The organism is Clostridium sp. M62/1 (assembly GCF_020736365.1).
Classification (GTDB): Bacteria; Bacillota; Clostridia; order Lachnospirales; family Lachnospiraceae; genus Otoolea; species Otoolea saccharolyticum_A.
Genome location: NZ_CP085988.1, coordinates 609,322 through 628,624 on the forward strand (window position 1 = coordinate 609,322; position 19,303 = coordinate 628,624).

The following is a 19,303-nucleotide window of genomic DNA, read 5'->3' on the forward strand; positions in this document are numbered from 1 at the left end:
TCAGCTGACAGTGCACAGACTTAACTTGACATGGGACGGAAGAGGGGTTAATTTATGCAGATTACAGATGTGAGAGTAAGACGGATTGAAAAGGAAGGCAAGATGAGAGCGATTGTGTCCATCACACTGGACAATGAGTTTGTCGTCCACGACATCAAAGTAATTGAGGGGGAGAAGGGACTTTTCATTGCCATGCCGAGCCGCAGGGCCACTGACGGCGAGTACAGGGACATCGCTCATCCGATCAACTCTTCGACAAGAGATATGATCCAGAAGGTGATTCTCGAGAAATACGAGCAGACGGCAGAGGAGCTTGCACAGAACGAGCCGGAAGCATAGCAGAGGCGGCAGACAAGCATGAAGGCGTCTGCTGATGATGGCTGTAAAACCGTTTGCAGACGAACCGGCCTGAAAGATAAATACAAAAGATAAAAAAGAGGGGAAGGAAGATGCACGCTGGGGTGCAAGTCCTTCCCTTCTTTTATATAACAGGAAACTTCGTTCCCTGTTATATAAAAACGCTCCGCGGGGATCGCACTGCGGCGGAAAGGAAACTGCCGCTTTTGCGACCCGCCGCAGGCGGAGAATCCTGCTTCGCAGGATTCTTTCTTAAATATAACAGGAAAATTCCTTCCCTGTTATATAAAAACGCTCCGCGGGGATCGCACTGGGGCACAAAAACAGGGAACCGCTTGACAGATGTGCCGGCAGCCGTTAGAGTATAAAAGAAATTTGCCCAAGCCGGAATACGGCCTTAGTTTGAGGTGTAAAACCGGAGGGCAGAAAACTGAGTAGAGAAAGGAAAATTCTATGAGCGGAACTGTTTTTTCCCTGCTTCCCCCGGTGGCTGCAATCGGGCTGGCTCTGCTGACGAAGGAGGTTTATCTCTCCCTTCTGATCGGAATTCTGGCAGGCTGCTTTCTGTTTTCAGGGGCAAATCCCATCCATGCAGTGGAAACCATGACTGGGATTATGGGAGGAAAGATAGGTGAAAATGTTAATATTCTTTTATTTCTCTCCTTTTTGGGAATAATTGTGGCGCTGATTACCCGATCCGGTGCCTCCAGGGCTTATGGGGAATGGGCGTCCGGTGCGATTAAGACAAGGAGAGGAGCGCTGCTTGCCTCCATGTTTCTGGGCGCCCTTATTTTTGTGGACGACTATTTTAACTGCCTGACGGTCGGCACGGTGATGCGCCCTGTGACGGACAAGCACAGGATCAGCCGGGCAAAGCTGGCCTACATTATCGACGCTACGGCAGCTCCGGTGTGCATCATTGCTCCCATTTCAAGCTGGGCGGCGGCTGTGGGTTCCTCTCTTCCGGCGGACAGCGGAGTGGACGGCTTTTCCCTGTTTCTGCACACCATCCCGTTTAACCTCTATGCGATTCTCACCATCATCTTCCTGCTGTTTGTAATTTTAAATGACTTTGATTTTGCAGCGATGAAGCGATATGAGGAGGAATTTCTGAAAACCGGCAGGGAAAAGACCGTGGAAGGGGAAACAATCGAAGCCGGAGGAAGAGGAAAGGTCGCAGACCTGGCTGTGCCGATTCTTGTGCTGATCGTTCTGTGTGTGGGAGCTATGCTCTACACAGGCGGAATTCTGGAAGGCAAGGGTGTTGTGGAGGCCTTTTCCGGGTGTGACTCGGCGCTGAGTCTGGTACTTGGCTCCTTTTTTACTCTGGTGTTTATCTTTGTCTTCTATCTGGCCAGGCGGGTGCTCTCCTTTAAAGATTTCTGCGGCACATTCGCTTCCGGCATCAGGGCTATGATACCGGCAGTCATGATCCTGTGCCTGGCCTGGACGCTGTCGGGAATCTGCGGCGAGGAGTATCTGAATATCGGAGGCTATGTGAGCAGTGTGGTTGGGGCAAGCCCTCTGGTGGGAGCGCTGCTGCCGGCTCTCCTCTTTCTGGTGGCTGCCGGCCTTTCCTTTTCCACGGGTACCTCCTGGGGGACCTTCGGGATTCTCATCCCCATTGCCTTCGCCGTGGTGGGGGCTGAGGATTTGAATGGACTCACCATCGCCACATCGGCAATTCTGGCGGGAGCGGTCTGCGGGGATCACATGTCTCCCATTTCAGATACCACGATTCTGGCTTCCGCCGGCGCCCAGTGCGATCATATCAACCATGTGTCCACACAGCTTCCTTATGTGCTGTGTACAGCTGGTTTTTGTGTCATCGGCTACCTGGCCGCCGGACTGACGCGAAACGGCTGGACGGGAACGGGGACAGCAGCAGCTCTGGTGTTTGTTTTTCTGTTCTGGATGAAAAAAAACAGGAAAGGGTGATAGCCTGTGCAGAAATCCTTTTAATTTCCATAAAAGAACAGTCAGCAATGAAGAGCAGACAGGAAAGTCTGTGGTATAAATTCCTCTGTTTTACAGATACTACATTTACGGGTAACACAGAAAGATAAATGTAGAAAAATATGTAAAACGGAGGAATTTTTATATGAAAGCTACGGGAATTGTCAGAAGGATTGACGATTAGGTTATAATAGGAGCAAGGTCAGAAAGCCTTGAAAACACTGGTGTTTCGCTGATTTTGTCCAACTTTCACGAGCAAAAAGTGAGCAAAGCTCTTTGACTGCGGTAAGCTGCAACCGCAACCGTGAAAGGAGGCAGCAGCATAAAACTGAATATCATCGGGAAGCCCCGGTATTGCACTGCGCATAGCAGAACAATACCGGGGCTTTTCTTGTTTCAATCTGAAAATGGAGGTCGTACAAGATGAATGCACCCGATAAAGCCGTGGCGTTTGAAGCTCTGATGAAAGACGCTCCCGGCTTTGATCACTATGACAGCGGCTACGATGGAATCCTTCCTGAATGCCGGAATTGCCGTTTCCATCGTCCCCTATGGAAATATCAGTCCTGCGTATTCGAGGAATGCCCATATTGCATTACCAAGCAGTCCACAAAGAAGGTGATGTCCAATGAGAGGTAAAACCGGCGCAGATCGTGAGATCAGCGTCAACACCTATACCGGTGGCTTCACCACCATGCTTAACCACCACCTGAGAAACAGGAATCTTTCTCTCAAGGCAGTAGGTCTTCTCTCAAAGATGCTCAGTCTTCCTCCCGATTGGGACTATTCCATCCGTGGACTTGCAATGCTGAATACAGACGGCATTGACGGTATCAGAACGGCTATGAAAGAGCTGGAAGACGAAGGATATGTTGTTCGTGTTCAATCCAGAGACGAGCGCGGGAGAATGTCCCGCAACAAATACACGGTTTACGCACTGCCGCAGAAGGAAAAGCCGTCACCGGATTTACCGTCATCGGAAGACCCGACAACGGTTAAGCCGCCACCGGATGAACCGATGACGGAAAAACCCACGCAAATAAATACTAATCAAGTAATCCCTAAAAAAAGAAATGACTCACTTAGTAAATATCAATCTATCAATCCTGGTGGGATGGATGCGATGGATGAAAGAGAGCGTTATGAAGAAATTATTCGTGAAAACTTGGAGGTAGATATTTTATCTCAGGACAGCCGGTATGACATTGACCGCGTGAATGAAATTATCGAAGTCATGCTGGATGCCATCTGTTCTACAAGTCCAACGCTCCGTGTCAACAATGCAGATATGCCGAAGGAGGTAGTCAAATCTCGTCTCTTGAAGCTGAACAGCAGCCATATTGATTATGTCTTCGACGCAATGCGGAAAAGTCCATCGGATATTCGGAACATCAGAGCCTATATGCTGACGGCACTCTATAACGCACCGGCTACGATAGACAATTACTATTCCGCCCTCGTCAACCATGATTTCTACGGGCAGGACAGATTGGCAGGGTCAAAGAAGCCGAAGACCTACGATTATAGCCTTTGTGAAGACACTCTTTAATGAATACCATCGTGAGCAATGCTCGGAAAGGAGGACAGTGTAAATGAAAATCATCTATCGCCGGATTGTGCCGCCTTAGCTTCGGCAGCAGTCCCCATAATCATTCCAACGAAAGGAGGTAAACGCCGCAATGCAGGATGAAGTCAACACCAAAGTTGTTGCAATCATGATCAAGGGCGGCAAAATCTCAGCCGAGGTGCTGAAAAAGGCGCTGGACAAGTTCGTGCAGGAGATTGAGAAGGCACAGAAGCAGATGCAGCAGCCCAAAACCTATCGCGGCAAGCAGTCCATCAAGCATCTGATGAGCCAGAACGCCGCCATCTCCAACATCGAAGTGACGGATGGCAATATCAAGTCCTTTGAGCGGACTGCCAGCAAATACGGTCTGGACTTTGCGCTCAAGAAGGACGTTTCCGTTGAGCCGCCCAGCTATCTTGTCTTCTTCAAGGGGCGGGACGTTGATGTGATGACCGCCGCGTTCAAGGAGTTTTCCGCTAAGACGGTCAAGCAGAAGGAACAGCCGTCCATCCGGCACAAGCTGGATCAGGAGAAAGCCCAGAGCAAGGCGCAGCACAAGGAGAAGGTCAAGGTTAAAACCAAGGATCGGGGTGTGGAGCTGTGAACAAACCCGATGTGAAGAAGCTCGTTCTTCTGAACCTACCGTATGTCTTCGCCTTCTACTTTGCGGATAAGATTGCCGCCGTGTTCCGACTTGCACCCGGCACGGCGTTCATCGACAGGTTGACAAACGGCTTTGCCGTGTTCGGCACTGCCTTCGCAAATCCGCTGCCCAGCTTTCATCCCGTTGATCTGCTCATCGGTCTGTCGGCTGGCGTGTTGCTCAAGCTGGCAGTCTACATCAAGGGCAAAAACCGCAAGAAGTTCCGGCAGGGCGAAGAATACGGATCTGCACGATGGGGTAAGCCGGAGGACATCAAGCCGTACATGGACCCGGAGTTCTCGAACAACGTCATTTTGACGCAGACGGAGTTCCTGACCATGAACAGCCGTCCAAAGCAGCCGAAATACGCCCGCAACAAGAACATCCTTGTCATCGGCGGTTCCGGCTCAGGCAAGACGCGATTTTTTGTCAAACCCAATTTGATGCAGATGCACAGCAGCTATGTTGTGACTGACCCGAAGGGTACGGTGCTGGTGGAGTGCGGCAAAATGCTTGAAAAGGGCGGCTACATCATCAAGTCGCTGAACACCATCAACTTCCGAAAATCCATGCACTACAACCCGTTCAGTTATATCCGCTCAGAGAAGGACATCCTCAAACTGGTCAATACGATCATCGTCAACACGAAGGGAGATGGCGATAAGTCCGGCGAAGATTTTTGGGTAAAGGCAGAAAAGCTCTACTACACAGCCCTCATCGGCTACATCTGGTACGAGGCACCCGACCACGAGAAAAACTTCACTACTCTGCTCGAAATGATCAATGCCTCGGAAGCCAGAGAGGACGATGAGACCTTCAAGAACCCAGTGGATGTCATGTTCGATGAGCTGGAAGCCCGCGATCCTGACCACTTTGCGGTTAAGCAATACCGCAAATACAAGCTGGCGGCTGGCAAGACTGCAAAGTCGATTTTAATTTCCTGCGGTGCAAGGCTTGCGCCCTTCGACATCGCAGAGCTGCGGGAGCTGATGAGCTACGATGAGATGGAGCTGGACACCATCGGAGACCGGAAGACGGCACTGTTTGTCATCATTTCCGATACCGATGACACTTTCAATTTCGTTGTAGCGATCATGTATTCCCAGCTCTTCAACCTTCTCTGCGACAAGGCAGATGACGTTTACAACGGACGGCTTCCCGTCCATGTGCGCTGTCTGCTGGACGAGTTTGCGAACATCGGTCAAATCCCGAAGTTTGATAAGCTCATCGCCACCATCCGCAGCAGGGAAATCTCGGCGTCAATCATCTTACAGTCCCAGTCTCAGCTCAAGACCATCTACAAGGATGCGGCGGACACCATCACGGGCAACTGCGACTGCACACTTTTCCTCGGCGGAAAAGAAAAATCGACGCTCAAGGAAATCAGCGAGGTGCTGGGCAAGGAGACAATCGACCTTTACAACACCTCAGAAACCCGTTCCAACAACAACTCCTATGGCTTGAACTATCAGAAGACCGGCAAGGAACTGATGTCTCAGGACGAGATCGCCGTCATGGACGGAGCCAAGTGTATTTTACAGCTTCGAGGCGTGAGACCTTTTCTCAGTAACAAATACGACATCACGAAGCATCCAAAGTACCGGCAGCTCTCCGACTATAACAAGCGGAACGCCTTTGACATTGAGAAGTACCGGCAGCACAAGCTGGTAGTCAAGCCCGATGACACATTCGACCTCTATGATATGGGCGAGGTCGAAGCGGATTAAAGCCCCGTCGCTGCACTGCGCAGTGGGTAAAGCCTGATGGCTCATCCCAAAGCAGAACAGCGACGGGGCTTCTTTTTTTATGCCCATTTTCAAAAATACACAACCAATCTTTTTCAAATCAAGGAGGAAAATCTATGGCTTTCATCAATCAGGCTGTCACGGTTCTTCAGACGCTCGTTATCGCGCTCGGCGCGGGTCTTGCTGTGTGGGGTGTTGTCAACCTCATGGAAGGCTACGGCAACGACAACCCCGGCGCCAAGTCTCAGGGAATCAAGCAGCTCATGGCTGGCGGTGGTGTGGTGCTGATCGGCACGACCCTCATCCCTCTGCTCTCCGGTCTGTTCGGTTAATCTGGCAGCCGCGCAGAAGTAACCATCGGGGCGGGTGCGGAAAAGGCACTCGCTCTTCACAATTCACCAACGATTTAAGGAGGAAATTCAAGTATGGCATTTATCAATCAGGCAGTTACGGTTCTCCAGACGCTTGTTATCGCCCTCGGCGCAGGTCTTGCGGTGTGGGGTGTTGTCAACCTCATGGAAGGCTACGGCAACGACAACCCCGGCGCTAAGTCTCAGGGCATCAAGCAGCTCATGGCGGGCGGCGGTGTGGTGCTGATCGGCACGACCCTCATCCCTCTGCTCTCCGGTTTGTTCGGCTAATCCACGGCAAGCCCAGCTTAACCGAAGGGTGGTGAAATATTGGGCAGCATTTTAGAAAAGATTGAGCAGGCTCTCAAGGATATGCTGATCGGATGGATCGAGAGCAACCTGACCAATATGTTCACCGATGTCAACGAGAAGGTAGGAACGATTGCCGCCGAAGTTGGGCAAACACCGTCCGGCTGGAACGGCGGCGTGTACCAGATGATCCGGGGACTATCCGAAAACGTGATAGTCCCCATCGCTGGCATCATCATCACCTTCGTCTTGTGCTACGAGCTGATTTCCATGATCACCGAGAAAAACAACCTTCACGACATGGACACATGGATGTTCTTCAAGTGGTTTTTCAAGGCGGCTGTGGCGATCTATCTCGTGACGCACACGTTTGACATCGTGATGGCAGTATTCGACATCGGGCAGAACGTGGTTTCCGGTGCAGCAGGAGTCATCCACGGCAACACCAGTATTGATATTGATTCGACGATTGCGCAGATGCGTACCGGCATGGAGAACATGGGCGTCGGAGAACTGCTCGGACTGTCGATAGAAACGCTCCTGATCAGCCTGTGCCTCAAAATCATGGCAATCCTCATTACGGTCATTCTCTACGGGCGCATGATTGAGATTTACTGCACCGTGAGCATTGCGCCTATTCCCATCGCAACCATGAGCAACCGCGAATGGGGCAGCATCGGCACGAACTATCTAAAAGGCTTGTTCGCTCTGGCATTTCAGGGCTTCCTCATCATGGTCTGTGTCGGCATCTATGCGGTGCTGATCAACGGCATGATTATCGCAGACAACATTCACTCGGCTCTGTTCTCTGTGGCAGCGTACACGGTCATTCTGTGCTTCTCACTGTTCAAGACCGGAAGCCTTGCAAAATCCATCTTCCATGCGCACTAAGGAGGTCGGCAGCATGAAGAAGTACAGCATCATCTACGCCGATCCCCCTTGGGCGTATCGGACTTACTCCAAGAAGGGACAGGGACGGTCGGCAGAAAGCCACTACCCGACAATGTGTATTGAAGACATCAAGGCACTTCCGGTCGGTGAGCTTGCCGCCAAGGACTGCGCTCTGTTCCTCTGGATCACGTTCCCGTGCCTCTGTGAAGCACTCGAAGTGCTGGCGGCATGGGGCTTTTCTTATAAGACCGTGGCTTTTGTATGGGTGAAGCAAAACCGCAAGAACGATGATCTCTTCACTGGCATGGGGTATTGGACAAGGGCGAACGCCGAAATCTGCATCCTTGCTACGAAGGGACATCCGAAGCGTGTTGACGCCGGTGTGCGTCAGGTCATCCTCAGCCATATCGAAGAGCATTCCAAAAAGCCGGATGAAGCGCGGGAGCGCATTGTCCGGCTCATGGGAGACCTTCCCCGCGTAGAGCTTTTTGCCCGTCAGTCTCCCGAAGGCTGGGACGTTTGGGGCAACGAGGTCGAATGCACGGCTCATCTTCCTATGGAGGAAACACCATGCTGCGGCTAAGACCCATCTCCCTTCGAGACGCCAACGAGTATGTCCGGCAGCATCACCGGCATCACAAGCCGGTTGCCGGTCACAAGTTTTCCATCGGCTGTGAAGCAGACGGTGAGCTGGTCGGCGTGATCATCGCCGGGCGTCCCGTCAGCCGGTATCTGGATGACGGCTTCACATTGGAGGTTACAAGGCTATGCACCAACGGAGAGAAGAACGCTTGCAGCTTTCTCTACGGCGCGGCGGCAAGAGCTGCTGCGGCTATGGGCTATAAGCGCATCATCACCTACACACTGGAAAGTGAAAACGGTGCAAGCCTTCGGGCTTCCGGCTGGATCTGTCAAGGCAAAGCGGGTGGGCTTCGCTGGACGGGTAAGCGTCAGCCGAAGGAGGATCAATATCCCGCACAAATGAAGCTGCGTTATGAAAAGCAGCTTAGAAAGGAGGAAACAGTCAATGGCATTTGTTCCGGTCCCGAAGGATCTTAACCGCGTCAAAACGAAGGTCATGTTCAACCTGACCAAGCGGCAGCTCATTTGTTTTTCCATCGCTGCGGCGGTCGGCGTCCCGATCTTCTTTCTGGCGAAGGCGCATCTCGACTTGTCTACGGCGGCAATGCTGATGGTGGTGATCATGCTCCCGTTCATCTTCTTCGCGCTTTACGAGAAGGACGGTCAGCCCGCCGAAAAGTATCTGTACCACATTGTACAGTCCATGTTCATCCGGGACAAGGTGCGTCCCTATCGCACTAACAATCTCTACGCTGAAATTCAGCAGAAAATCAAAGAACAGGAGGAATTGCAGCTTGAACAACAGCACAGCAAGGGCAAAGCCTAAGATGACCGTCAAGAACGGCGTCGTTTACGGCGATGCCCTTTCCGCTCAGGAAAAGAAGCGGATCGTCATGCAGAAGAAAAAGGACAGGAAGGCAAAGAAAGTCCGCAAGTCCGCACAGCAGACCATCCCCTATGTGGAGATGTGCCGTGACGGTATCTGCAAGGTGAACAGCCGCCTCTACACGAAGTCCATCGCCTTTGAGGACATCAACTACCAGCTCGCGCAGAACGAGGACAAAACTGCCATCTTTGAGAACTGGTGCGACTTTCTGAACTACTTTGACAGCTCGATTTTCGTCCAGCTCTCCTTCATCAATCAGAAGGCAAGCCTCAATGAGTTTCGCAAACGCATCAACATTCCGGCACAGGAGGACGATTTCAACGACATCCGCTCCGAGTATTCCGGTATGCTGCAAAACCAGCTCACCAAGGGCAACAACGGGCTGATCAAGAAGAAGTACATCACCTTCGGCATTGAGGCGGACTCCCTCCGCACGGCAAAGCCGAAGCTCGAACGCATTGAAACCGACATCCTCAACAACTTCAAAACTCTCGGCGTGAAAACCGAGCCGCTGTCCGGCTACGAACGGCTGAAAGTGCTTCATGATGTGTTCAATATGGACAGCAATGAGCCGTTCCGCTTTTCCTTCGATATGGTTGCCCGGACGGGGCTTTCCAGCAAGGACTTCATCGCTCCCACTTCCTTTGACTTCCGTGAAGGCAAGTGCTTCAAGATGGGCAAAACCATCGGCGCGGTGAGCTTCCTGCAAATCCTCGCGCCGGAACTCAATGACCGTATGCTTGCCGACTTCCTTGAGATGGACAGCAACATCACGGTCAATTTTCATATCCGGACGATTGACCAGGCGAAGGCAATCAAGAGCATCAAGTCAAAGATCACCGACCTCGACAAGATGAAGATCGAAGAGCAGAAAAAGGCAGTCCGCTCCGGCTACGATATGGACATCATCCCGTCCGACCTCGCCACCTTCGGCGGTGAGGCAAAGCGTCTGTTGCAGGATCTCCAGACCCGCAACGAGAGACTGTTCCTCGTGACCATCCTCATCATGAACACGGCAACCAACCGCCAGAAGCTCGAAAACGCGGTGTTCCAGACCGCCGCCATCGCTCAGAAGTACAACTGTGCGCTCAAGCGTCTCGACTTCCAACAGGAGGAAGGGCTGATGTCCTCCCTGCCTATCGGCGTCAATCAGGTGGAGATTGAGCGCGGACTGACCACTTCCAGCACGGCGGTTTTCGTGCCGTTCACCACGCAGGAGCTTTTTCAGGGCGGCGAAGCTCTCTACTACGGGCTGAATGCGCTGTCCAACAACATGATCATGGTGGACCGCAAGCAGCTCAAGAACCCCAACGGTCTGATCTTGGGTACACCCGGCTCCGGTAAGTCCTTCTCCGCCAAGCGTGAAATGACGAACGCCTTCCTCATCACGGAGGATGACATCATCGTCTGCGACCCCGAAGCCGAGTATTTCCCCCTTGTGCAGAAGCTCGGCGGTCAGGTCATCCGCATCTCGCCGGTCAGCACGGATTACATCAATCCGCTGGACATCAACACGAACTACTCCGAAGAGGAAAACCCGCTGACGCTGAAATCCGACTTCATCCTCTCCATGTGTGAGCTGATTGTCGGCGGCAAGGACGGCTTGCAGCCGGTTGAGAAGACCATCATTGACCGCAGTGTTCGCATGGTCTATCAGGAGTTTCTTGCAGACCCAAAACCGGAGAAAATGCCGATCCTTGAAGACCTCTACAACATTCTGAGAAATCAGAAGGAGCCGGAGGCACAGCGCATCGCAACTGCCCTTGAAATCTATGTTCACGGCTCTCTGAACGTCTTCAATCACAGAACGAATGTGGATGTCAACAACCGCTTCGTCTGCTATGACATCCGCGAACTCGGCAAGCAGCTCAAAAAGCTCGGTATGCTGATCGTGCAGGATCAGGTGTGGAACAGAGTTACCATCAACCGCGCCCAGCACAAGGCAACGCGCTACTACATGGACGAGTTCCACCTTTTGCTGAAAGAGGAACAGACCGCCGCGTACAGCGTGGAAATCTGGAAGCGTTTCAGAAAATGGGGCGGCATTCCCACCGGTATTACGCAGAACGTCAAGGATCTGCTTGCGTCCCGCGAGGTAGAGAACATCTTTGAAAACTCGGATTTTGTCTACCTTCTGAATCAGGCGTCCGGAGACCGGCAGATTCTCTCGAAGTCGCTGAACATCTCACCCAGCCAGCAGAACTACATCACCAATTCCAACGCCGGTGAGGGGCTGATCTTCTATGGCTCAACCATCGTGCCATTCAAGGACGATTTCCCCAAGAACACGCAGCTCTACCGCATCATGACCACCAAGCCCGAAGAAACCGTACAGAATTAAGGAGGATTTTGAATATGAATAAGAACTTCAATCTTGAGAACGCCAAGAGCATCATCGCAGAAGCCAGCGGTGTCCCCGTAAACACCACGTTTGGCAGCATCACCAAGCTGATTGACCTTCTGCTTGAGGTCATCGACATGAGCGCCGATCTCATTGCCCTCATCCACGAGGAAACCGAACTGAAAAAGCACCATCGCGCCTACCTCCACGTTCATGAGGAACTGGAGGACTGCGCCGACCAGATGGCAGAGCGTATGCAGGAGATTTTCGATGAGACCACTGACTGTGTGATCAAGCTGATGAAGGATGTCCACGAGACGTTCCGAGTCCGCAAGCAGGAAGCGGCTGAGGACGATGCCGATACCGTCACCATCGCCAAGGAAGACTACGAAACCATGATCGACGATCTGCTCACGATGTCCGAAATCATTCAGTGCGTCGCAGATATGCGCACGCAGGATGTGAAGGCAATCCGCGAGTTCGGCAAGTTCGTCCCCGCCTTTGCCGCCTTTGAGAAGAACCGCCTGAGCCTCTATCGTGAGGCGGCGAAGGAAGCCGAGGAAATCTTCGACCGTTGGGCGGACGAGATTGACGATCTCGATGAGGACTACGAGCCGGACGAGTTCTTCTCTGATTGAGCCGTCCGGCTCTCAAAGGAAGGAGCTGATACCCATAGAGCTTGACATCATTCATACCGGCGATTGCCTTGAAATCCTGAAAACTCTGCCCGATGACAGCGTTCATTGCTGTGTGACGTCCCCTCCGTATTACGCGCTCCGCGATTACGGCATGGATGCCCAGATCGGCAGAGAGACAACGCCGAAGGAATATATTTCGCGCCTGACGGAAGTGTTTACCGAAGTCAGGCGCGTTTTGCGTCCGGATGGAACGCTCTGGCTGAACATCTCGGACACCTACGCAGGGAAAGGCAATCAGGGTGATTTCGTTGATCCGAAGAACCCCAGCGGCAGAAACGGTCAGGCTGTGGCTCTCAACAACAAGGTTGAGGGCTGCAAGCCGAAGGACATGATCGGTATTCCGTGGATGCTGGCTTTTGCCCTCCGCGATACCGGCTGGTATCTGCGCAACGACATCATCTGGATGAAGGATAACCCCATGCCGGAGAGCGTCAAAGACCGCTGCGCCCGCTGCTACGAGCATATTTTCCTGTTCTCCAAGTCGAAGAAGTATTTCTTTGACTACAAGGCGATCTCAGAGCCGATTGCTCCCGCAACGGCAGAACGCCTCAAGCGCGGCATGAAGGGCGGCAACAAGTACGGTAAGCCCGTTCCCGGTCAGCCTCAGCCGCAGTCCATCAACCGCCCGCGTGAGCATGGTGAGATCAAGGACGCAGACATCAATCCGCTCCGCAATAAGCGCGATGTCTGGAAGATCAACACCGTTCCCTTCAAGGGCGGTCATTACGCCGCCTACCCTCCGAAGCTGGTTGAAACCTGTCTTCTCGCCGGTTGTCCAGAAGGCGGCATTGTGCTTGATCCCTTCATGGGAAGCGGCACAACCGGCATGGTTGCCTCACAGATGGGGCGTCATTTCGTGGGCATCGAGCTGAACCCTGAATACACTGAGCTTGCCTACAAGCGGATTGGAGGTGAAATCTGATGTCCAAGGAACCGGAACTCAAAGCCCGCGACAAGGTAGTTCTGCGGATGACGCGAGACGGCGCGGTCGAGAAAAACCTGACGGCTGGCACCGAGCAGCGTGTGTCAAAGCGGCTGGAAGAAGCAGAGTTGGTGAAGTCCGCTGAGACAGTCGCGCTTTCCGAAGCTCTTTCTGCGGAGGAACAGAAAAAGGTGCAGATGCGCCGTCAGCATCGTCAGTTTCAGGCGGAACACGCCGAGGATAACGACACACAGCCGCCCTCGGAAACGTCCGTCACAGAAGAGAAAAGGGCAGAAAATCCACCCCAGAATGCACCTGAACCGCTGCCCTCGGAAACGCCGTTCAAGCCCCCTGTTTTGAAGCAGCACGGCGTTTCTTCGCATACCGGCACGGTGATTGCCGAAACGGTTGTCACCCACAAGCTGCGCAAGACCTCTGCGGTTGAAGCCGTTGATGCAGATGCCGTTCTCACTCAAGCGGCGGAGACTGCCTCTGCAAAGCCGCTCTCGGACGATGCCGTCCCGCCCACGAAGCGGATGCAGAAGCTCGAAAGGAAGTCTGAGAAGGCACATGAGCGTCTGGATGCTGCCCGTGAAAAGCTGCCCACGCACAAGGTTCTCAAGAAAGAGCGTGTCTTTGATGAAGAGACCGGAAAGGGCAAAACCCGCCTTCATTTTGAGGATGAGCTGAAAAAGCCCAAGAGCAAAGGCAAGCTGCAATTTGAGGCAGATAAAACCGTCCGCAAGGTCGGTGACACCCTTGCTTCCGGCATTCACGGCAAAATCCATGAGGTCGAGCAGGAAAACTCGGCGGTTGAGGCGGCGCATAAAACAGAGATTGCCGCTGAGACCGCTGCGAGGCATTTCCGTCATCATCGGGAAAGCAGCGTCAACAAGCCTTATGAGAAGGTTTCCAAGCTGGAACACAAGGCGGATGTAGCTGACGCCAAGCTCCAATATGAGAGAAATCAGCAGGAGCATCCTGAGATGAAGAAGCAGAACATGAACAAGCACTACCAGAAGCAGAACATCAAGAAGGAATATGCCGCTGCACGGAATGCCGGTTCTCAGACTGCCGGAACTGCCACGAAGAATACCGGCAAGAAGCTCGGCGAAAAGGTGTCCGACAAGCTCAAGGAGTTCTTTGAGAACAACAAGAAGGTCTTCATCTGGATCGGCGTCGGAGTTGCCCTTCTCGTTTTGCTCGGTGCCGGTATCAGCTCGTGTTCGATGCTCACCTCTACCGGCTCGTCGGTTATCGCTTCCTCTTATCTCAGCGAGGATGACGCGATGCTCGGTGCGGAGGCACAGTATTGCCGGATGGAGCAAGAGCTGCAAAGCTATCTCGACACCTACGAAAGCACTCACAACTATGATGAATACCACTTCGATCTGGACGATATTGAGCATGACCCCTATGTGCTGATCTCCATTCTCTCGGCTCTCCACGAGGGCGAGTTCACGCTGGATGAGGTGCAGGGTACGCTCCAAATGCTGTTTGAAAAGCAGTACATCCTCACCGAAGAGGTCATCGTCGAAACCAGATACCGCACGGAAACCGACACATGGACGGATGCAGACGGCAACACGCACACGGAAACCTACCGCGTCCCGTATGACTACTACATCTGCAATGTGAAGCTCGAAAACTTCAATCTCTCCCATGTCCCGGTCTACATCATGTCTCAGGAACAGCTCTCCATGTACGCAACGTATATGTCGGTGCTGGGAAACCGCGAGGATCTGTTCGGTGACTCTCCCTATGTGGACAAGTACATCACAAATCCGCCCGCCGACTACGATGTCAACCCGGAATACCTGAACGACGAGAGGTTTGCAACGCTGATTACCGAGGCGGAAAAGTATCTCGGCTATCCGTATGTGTGGGGCGGCTCCAATCCCGACACGTCCTTTGACTGCTCCGGCTTCGTCAGCTACGTTCTCACGAACAGCGGGCTTGTAAATACCGGGCGGCTGGGCGCACAGGGGCTTTACAACGTCTGTACGCCGGTTTCAAAGGCGAATGCACAGCCCGGTGATCTTATCTTTTTCGTCGGAACGTATGACACCCCCGGCGTGTCTCACGTCGGCATTTATGTTGGTGATGGGGTCATGATCCACTGCGGCGATCCCATTCAGTACACATCCATCAACTCTTCCTACTGGCAGCAGCATTTCTACGCCTTCGGAAGACCCGCCTATTAAAAGAAAGGAGTTTTGCATGAATCCCAAGTATCAGAAAGTCCTCTCCGACATCGAGAAGGCTGAAAAGAAGAAATCCGAAATCGAAGGTCAGCTCAAGGAGCTGTATGACAAGAAGACAGAGCTGGAAAACCTTGAAATCATCAACACCGTGCGCTCTATGGTGATGGACAAGGATCAGATCATGGCGTTCCTGTCTTCCATGAAGGGCGGCACCAAGCCCGCTGAAAATACGGAGGTAATCGACAATGCGTAAGAAGTTTCGTTTTCTGACCGTCCTTGCGGTCTGCGTCATGGTTCTGTCCTGCTTCTCGGTGACGGCGTTTGCCTATGCCGATGATACCGATCAGAACCTTCCGGTCACTGAGACAACCCAGCCGGAACAGCAGCCTGAAACCACACCCGCGCCGGAAAAGCCGAAGGGTGAGCCGATTGACGATGAGGGCAACGCCTACACCCGCGACTTGCTCTATGACAAGGCAACCAACAAGCAGTTCATCACTGTCCAGACGAAGAACGGCAACACCTTCTTCATTGTCATCGACTACGATGCGCCGATCAACGAAGACGAGGAACAGTATCAGACATACTTCCTCAACATGGTCGATGAGAGCGACCTGCTTGCACTGCTGGATGATGATACTGCGGCTGCTCTGACCACCTGTAACTGCAAGGAAAAATGCGCTGCCGGTCAGGTCAACACCGACTGCCCGGTCTGCAAGACCAACATGAGCGAATGCACCGGCACAGCCCCCGCTACACCTGAGCCGGATAAGGATGCAGAAACCGATGCTCCCGCCCCTAAACCCGAAAAGAAATCCAACATTGGCGTGATCCTCGTCATCTTTGCCCTTGCCGGTGCTGCGGGTGCAGCTTATTACTACATCAAGTTCGTCAAGGGCAGAAAGCCCAAGGATGAGGACATGGACTTCTTTGATGATGAAGGCTACGAGGAAGAGCCGTACATCAACGAGGATGATGAACCGCAGATTGCGGAGGATGCTGAAACGGATGGTGATGAAGATTGATCTTAGTCATTGCTGAAAAGCCCAGCGTTGCCCAGTCCATCGCAAAGGTATTGGGCGCGACGTCACGCAAGGACGGCTACATGGAGGGCGGCAATTACATCGTTTCGTGGTGTTTCGGTCATCTGGTGGAGCTGGCAGACGCCAGCTCCTACGATGAGCAGTATGCCAAGTGGCGGTATGACGATCTGCCCATTGTCCCGGAAAGCTGGATGTTTGAGGTCACGAAGGACAAAGCACAGCAGTTCAAGGTGCTGTCCTCTCTCATGAAGGACAAGCGCGTCACCGAGCTTGTCTGTGCAACCGATGCAGGACGCGAGGGAGAGCTGATCTTTCGGCTGGTCTACAACAAAGCCGGATGCGTCAAGCCCTTCAAGCGTCTGTGGATCAGCTCGTTGGAGGACTCCGCCATCCGCGAAGGCTTCAATCATCTCCGGGACGGCAAGGAATATGACCGTCTCTATGAAGCGGCACTCAGCCGCTCGAAGGCGGACTGGATTGTCGGCATCAACGGCACCCGCCTTTTCACCACGCTCTATCACAAGAAGCTGGTGGTCGGGCGCGTCCAGACGCCAACCCTTGCAATGCTGGTGGAGCGCGACGGGAAAATCTCCACGTTCCAGAAGGAGAAGTATTTCAACGTCCACGTCGGCAAGGGCGATCTGACTGCCGATCTGGAAAAGGTCAAAACCGAAGAGGAAGCAAAAAGAATTGCGGCGGCTTGCGAGAAAAAGCAAGCCGTCGTTTCTTCTCTCAGGCAGGAAGCGAAGACGGTCAACCCTCCGAAGCTCTATGATCTGACCACCTTGCAGCGCGAGGCGAACCGCTACTACGGCTTCACTGCCCAGCAGACGCTCGATCTCGTACAAACACTCTACGAAAAGAAGCTCCTGACCTATCCGCGCACGGACAGCCAGTTTATCACGGACGATATGGAGGACACCGCCCGTCAGGTCATTTCCATCGTCTGCCGCCAGCTTCCGCTTTTCTCCGGCGTTTCGATTACGCCGGACATTGCCCGCGTAACCGACAACAGCAAGGTCACAGATCACCACGCTATTCTCCCAACCGTCCAGCTTGAAAAGCAGGATGTTTTCGCGCTCCCTCAGTCGGAGCAGAAAATCCTCAATCTTGTCGGGATGCGCCTTCTGTGTGCGACCGGCGAGAAGCACACCTACGCAGAAACGCAGATCTCGCTCTCCTGCGAGGGCTACGAGTTCAAGACCAAGGGGAAGACCGTCGTTCAAAACGGATGGAAAGCCATCGAAGAGCTGTTCAAGGCATCCCTCAAGACGAAGGAAAAGGATGATCCCATGAAGTCCCTGCCCGAAGTCCACGAAGGCGATGTTCTGGATGGTGTCTCTGCCAGTATCACGGAACACTTCACAACGCCCCCGAAGCAGTACACGGAAGACACGCTCCTGTCTGCGATGGAGACTGCCGGAAACGATCAGTTCGACGATGACACCGAGAAGAAAGGTCTCGGCACACCCGCGACCCGCGCCGGTATCATTGAAAAGCTGGTGAAATCCGGCTTTGCAGAGCGCAAGGGTAAATCCCTCATTCCCACGAAGGACGGCTGCAACCTTGTCTGCGTCCTGCCGGAACAGATCACATCTCCCGCAATGACGGCGGAATGGGAAAACACGCTCATGGAGATTGAGCGCGGCAATGCGGATGCAGACGCCTTCCTCAGCGGCATTGTCCAGATGACCGGGGATCTCGTGAAAGCCTACCCGTTTCTCTCCGATGCCGAAGCCCAGCGTTTCGGCACGGGCAAGGAGGAAATCGGCAAATGTCCTCGTTGTGGATCTCCGGTCTATGTCGGCAAGGGCAATTTCTACTGCTCGAACAAGGAATGCTCCTTCTGCCTGTGGGAAGACAACAAGTTCTTTTCCAGCAAGAAAAAGAAGCTGACCAAGAAGATTGCAAAGGAGCTGCTGGATAAGGGCTGGTGCCGCGTGACCGGGCTTTACACGCCAAAGAAGCCTCAGCTCTATGATGCGGTGATCCGTCTGGATGACAGCGGTGGCAAATACGTCAGCTTCAAGATGGAGTTTGACCGATGATCCGCCCGAAGTATGTTGCCTCTTGCAGCGGAGGCAAGGACAGTGTAGCGACGCTCCTGCTGGCTGCACAGCACAATGAGCCGCTGGACGAGGCAGTTTTCAGCGAGGTCATGTTTGATAAGGACACAAGCGGCGAAATCCCGGAACACCGGGACTTCATCTATGACCGGCTCAAGCCCTTCTGTGAAAAAGAGCTGGGCGTCAAGTTCACCATTCTCCATGCAGACAAGACCTACGATGACGTGTTCCATCATGTCATCACCCGCGGACCTCATAAGGGCGAGGTTCGCGGTTTTGCGTGGGCTGGAATGTGCGCGGTCAATCGGGACTGCAAAATCCCGCCCGTCCGAAAGTACAATACCGCGCTTTCTCCGGACACTGTGAGCTATGTCGGCATCGCGGAGGATGAGCCAAAACGCCTTGCTCGTCTGGATGGAATAACGAAGGTCAGTCTGCTTGCCAAGTACGGCATGACCGAGGTTGACGCCTACAAGCTCTGTCAGGAACACGGGCTGCTTTCCCCAATCTACACTCACTGCCGGAGAAACGGCTGCTGGTTCTGTCCCAACGCAAGCGACGAAGAGCTGTTGCACATGATTACAAAACACCCGGAGCTGTTTTACCGGCTGATTGAATGGGAGAACGAGGATAACATCTTCCATCGTCGGATGACGCGCAGAGAAACCCCGTCTGAGGTAAAGGCTCGTTTACTGAGCAAATCCCAGACGGGGTTTTCTTCGCCCAAAAGCAAATAAGAAATG

Annotated in this window: 20 protein-coding genes; all 20 read left to right on the forward strand. The window is 53.1% G+C overall.

Annotation, left to right across the window (positions count from 1 at the left end; genetic code table 11):
• Window positions 1-54 precede the first annotated feature (54 nt).
• A complete protein-coding gene (spoVG, locus tag LK436_RS03225; RefSeq protein ID WP_008396860.1) occupies window positions 55-339 on the forward strand; it encodes a septation regulator SpoVG in 285 nt (94 codons plus the stop codon).
• Between the two features lie 471 nt (window positions 340-810).
• Entirely contained in the window at window positions 811-2,295 is a 1,485-nt protein-coding gene (locus tag LK436_RS03230; RefSeq protein ID WP_008396857.1) for a Na+/H+ antiporter NhaC family protein, read from the forward strand.
• 441 nt (window positions 2,296-2,736) lie between these two features.
• The gene (locus LK436_RS03235) at window positions 2,737-2,952 is read left to right on the forward strand and encodes a hypothetical protein (RefSeq protein WP_008396854.1); all 216 of its coding nucleotides are present in this window, start codon (window positions 2,737-2,739) and stop codon (window positions 2,950-2,952) included.
• Window positions 2,942-3,862: a DUF6017 domain-containing protein gene (locus tag LK436_RS03240; RefSeq protein WP_008396850.1), complete on the forward strand. Its 921-nt coding sequence runs from the start codon at window positions 2,942-2,944 to the stop codon at window positions 3,860-3,862. Before LK436_RS03235 ends, LK436_RS03240 begins: the two co-directional genes overlap by 11 nt.
• A 130-nt stretch (window positions 3,863-3,992) precedes the next feature.
• The gene (locus LK436_RS03245) at window positions 3,993-4,484 is read left to right on the forward strand and encodes a PcfB family protein (protein ID WP_005934796.1); all 492 of its coding nucleotides are present in this window, start codon (window positions 3,993-3,995) and stop codon (window positions 4,482-4,484) included.
• Window positions 4,481-6,250, forward strand: coding sequence for a VirD4-like conjugal transfer protein, CD1115 family (locus LK436_RS03250; RefSeq protein WP_008396846.1), 1,770 nt, complete (start codon window positions 4,481-4,483; stop codon window positions 6,248-6,250). Before LK436_RS03245 ends, LK436_RS03250 begins: the two co-directional genes overlap by 4 nt.
• Before the next feature lie 134 nt (window positions 6,251-6,384).
• A complete protein-coding gene (locus tag LK436_RS03255) occupies window positions 6,385-6,600 on the forward strand; it encodes a Maff2 family mobile element protein (protein ID WP_005934794.1) in 216 nt (71 codons plus the stop codon).
• 93 nt (window positions 6,601-6,693) lie between these two features.
• The gene (locus tag LK436_RS03260) at window positions 6,694-6,909 is read left to right on the forward strand and encodes a Maff2 family mobile element protein (protein ID WP_005934794.1); all 216 of its coding nucleotides are present in this window, start codon (window positions 6,694-6,696) and stop codon (window positions 6,907-6,909) included.
• Window positions 6,910-6,948: 39 nt separating this feature from the next.
• Window positions 6,949-7,818 (forward strand): VirB6/TrbL-like conjugal transfer protein, CD1112 family, encoded by an 870-nt coding sequence (locus LK436_RS03265; protein WP_007046101.1) that lies wholly within the window; start codon window positions 6,949-6,951, stop codon window positions 7,816-7,818.
• A 13-nt stretch (window positions 7,819-7,831) separates the two neighbouring features.
• Entirely contained in the window at window positions 7,832-8,401 is a 570-nt protein-coding gene (locus LK436_RS03270; RefSeq protein ID WP_044930869.1) for an MT-A70 family methyltransferase, read from the forward strand.
• On the forward strand, window positions 8,389-8,877 hold the full coding sequence (locus tag LK436_RS03275) for an XF1762 family protein (protein WP_008396842.1): 489 nt from the start codon (window positions 8,389-8,391) through the stop codon (window positions 8,875-8,877). The genes LK436_RS03270 and LK436_RS03275 overlap by 13 nt, the downstream gene beginning before the upstream one ends.
• Window positions 8,846-9,226: a PrgI family protein gene (locus LK436_RS03280; RefSeq protein WP_005934790.1), complete on the forward strand. Its 381-nt coding sequence runs from the start codon at window positions 8,846-8,848 to the stop codon at window positions 9,224-9,226. The genes LK436_RS03275 and LK436_RS03280 overlap by 32 nt, the downstream gene beginning before the upstream one ends.
• A 1-nt stretch (window position 9,227) precedes the next feature.
• Window positions 9,228-11,627: a VirB4-like conjugal transfer ATPase, CD1110 family gene (locus LK436_RS03285; RefSeq protein WP_008396836.1), complete on the forward strand. Its 2,400-nt coding sequence runs from the start codon at window positions 9,228-9,230 to the stop codon at window positions 11,625-11,627.
• Window positions 11,628-11,641: 14 nt separating this feature from the next.
• Window positions 11,642-12,265, forward strand: a complete 624-nt coding sequence (locus LK436_RS03290; RefSeq protein WP_008396834.1) for a hypothetical protein — start codon at window positions 11,642-11,644, stop codon at window positions 12,263-12,265.
• Window positions 12,266-12,293: 28 nt separating this feature from the next.
• Window positions 12,294-13,247 (forward strand): DNA-methyltransferase, encoded by a 954-nt coding sequence (locus tag LK436_RS03295; RefSeq protein WP_044930964.1) that lies wholly within the window; start codon window positions 12,294-12,296, stop codon window positions 13,245-13,247.
• Window positions 13,247-15,451 (forward strand): C40 family peptidase, encoded by a 2,205-nt coding sequence (locus LK436_RS03300; protein WP_008396831.1) that lies wholly within the window; start codon window positions 13,247-13,249, stop codon window positions 15,449-15,451. The genes LK436_RS03295 and LK436_RS03300 overlap by 1 nt, the downstream gene beginning before the upstream one ends.
• A gap of 16 nt (window positions 15,452-15,467) precedes the next feature.
• Window positions 15,468-15,704: a DUF4315 family protein gene (locus LK436_RS03305; RefSeq protein ID WP_006573549.1), complete on the forward strand. Its 237-nt coding sequence runs from the start codon at window positions 15,468-15,470 to the stop codon at window positions 15,702-15,704.
• Window positions 15,697-16,476 carry a DUF4366 domain-containing protein gene (locus LK436_RS03310; RefSeq protein WP_008396830.1) on the forward strand — a complete coding sequence of 260 codons (780 nt, stop codon included), beginning with the start codon at window positions 15,697-15,699 and terminating at the stop codon, window positions 16,474-16,476. The genes LK436_RS03305 and LK436_RS03310 overlap by 8 nt, the downstream gene beginning before the upstream one ends.
• The gene (locus LK436_RS03315) at window positions 16,473-18,542 is read left to right on the forward strand and encodes a DNA topoisomerase 3 (RefSeq protein ID WP_008396829.1); all 2,070 of its coding nucleotides are present in this window, start codon (window positions 16,473-16,475) and stop codon (window positions 18,540-18,542) included. The genes LK436_RS03310 and LK436_RS03315 overlap by 4 nt, the downstream gene beginning before the upstream one ends.
• Window positions 18,539-19,297, forward strand: a complete 759-nt coding sequence (locus LK436_RS03320) for a phosphoadenosine phosphosulfate reductase (protein WP_008396828.1) — start codon at window positions 18,539-18,541, stop codon at window positions 19,295-19,297. The genes LK436_RS03315 and LK436_RS03320 overlap by 4 nt, the downstream gene beginning before the upstream one ends.
• Window positions 19,298-19,303: the final 6 nt, after the last annotated feature.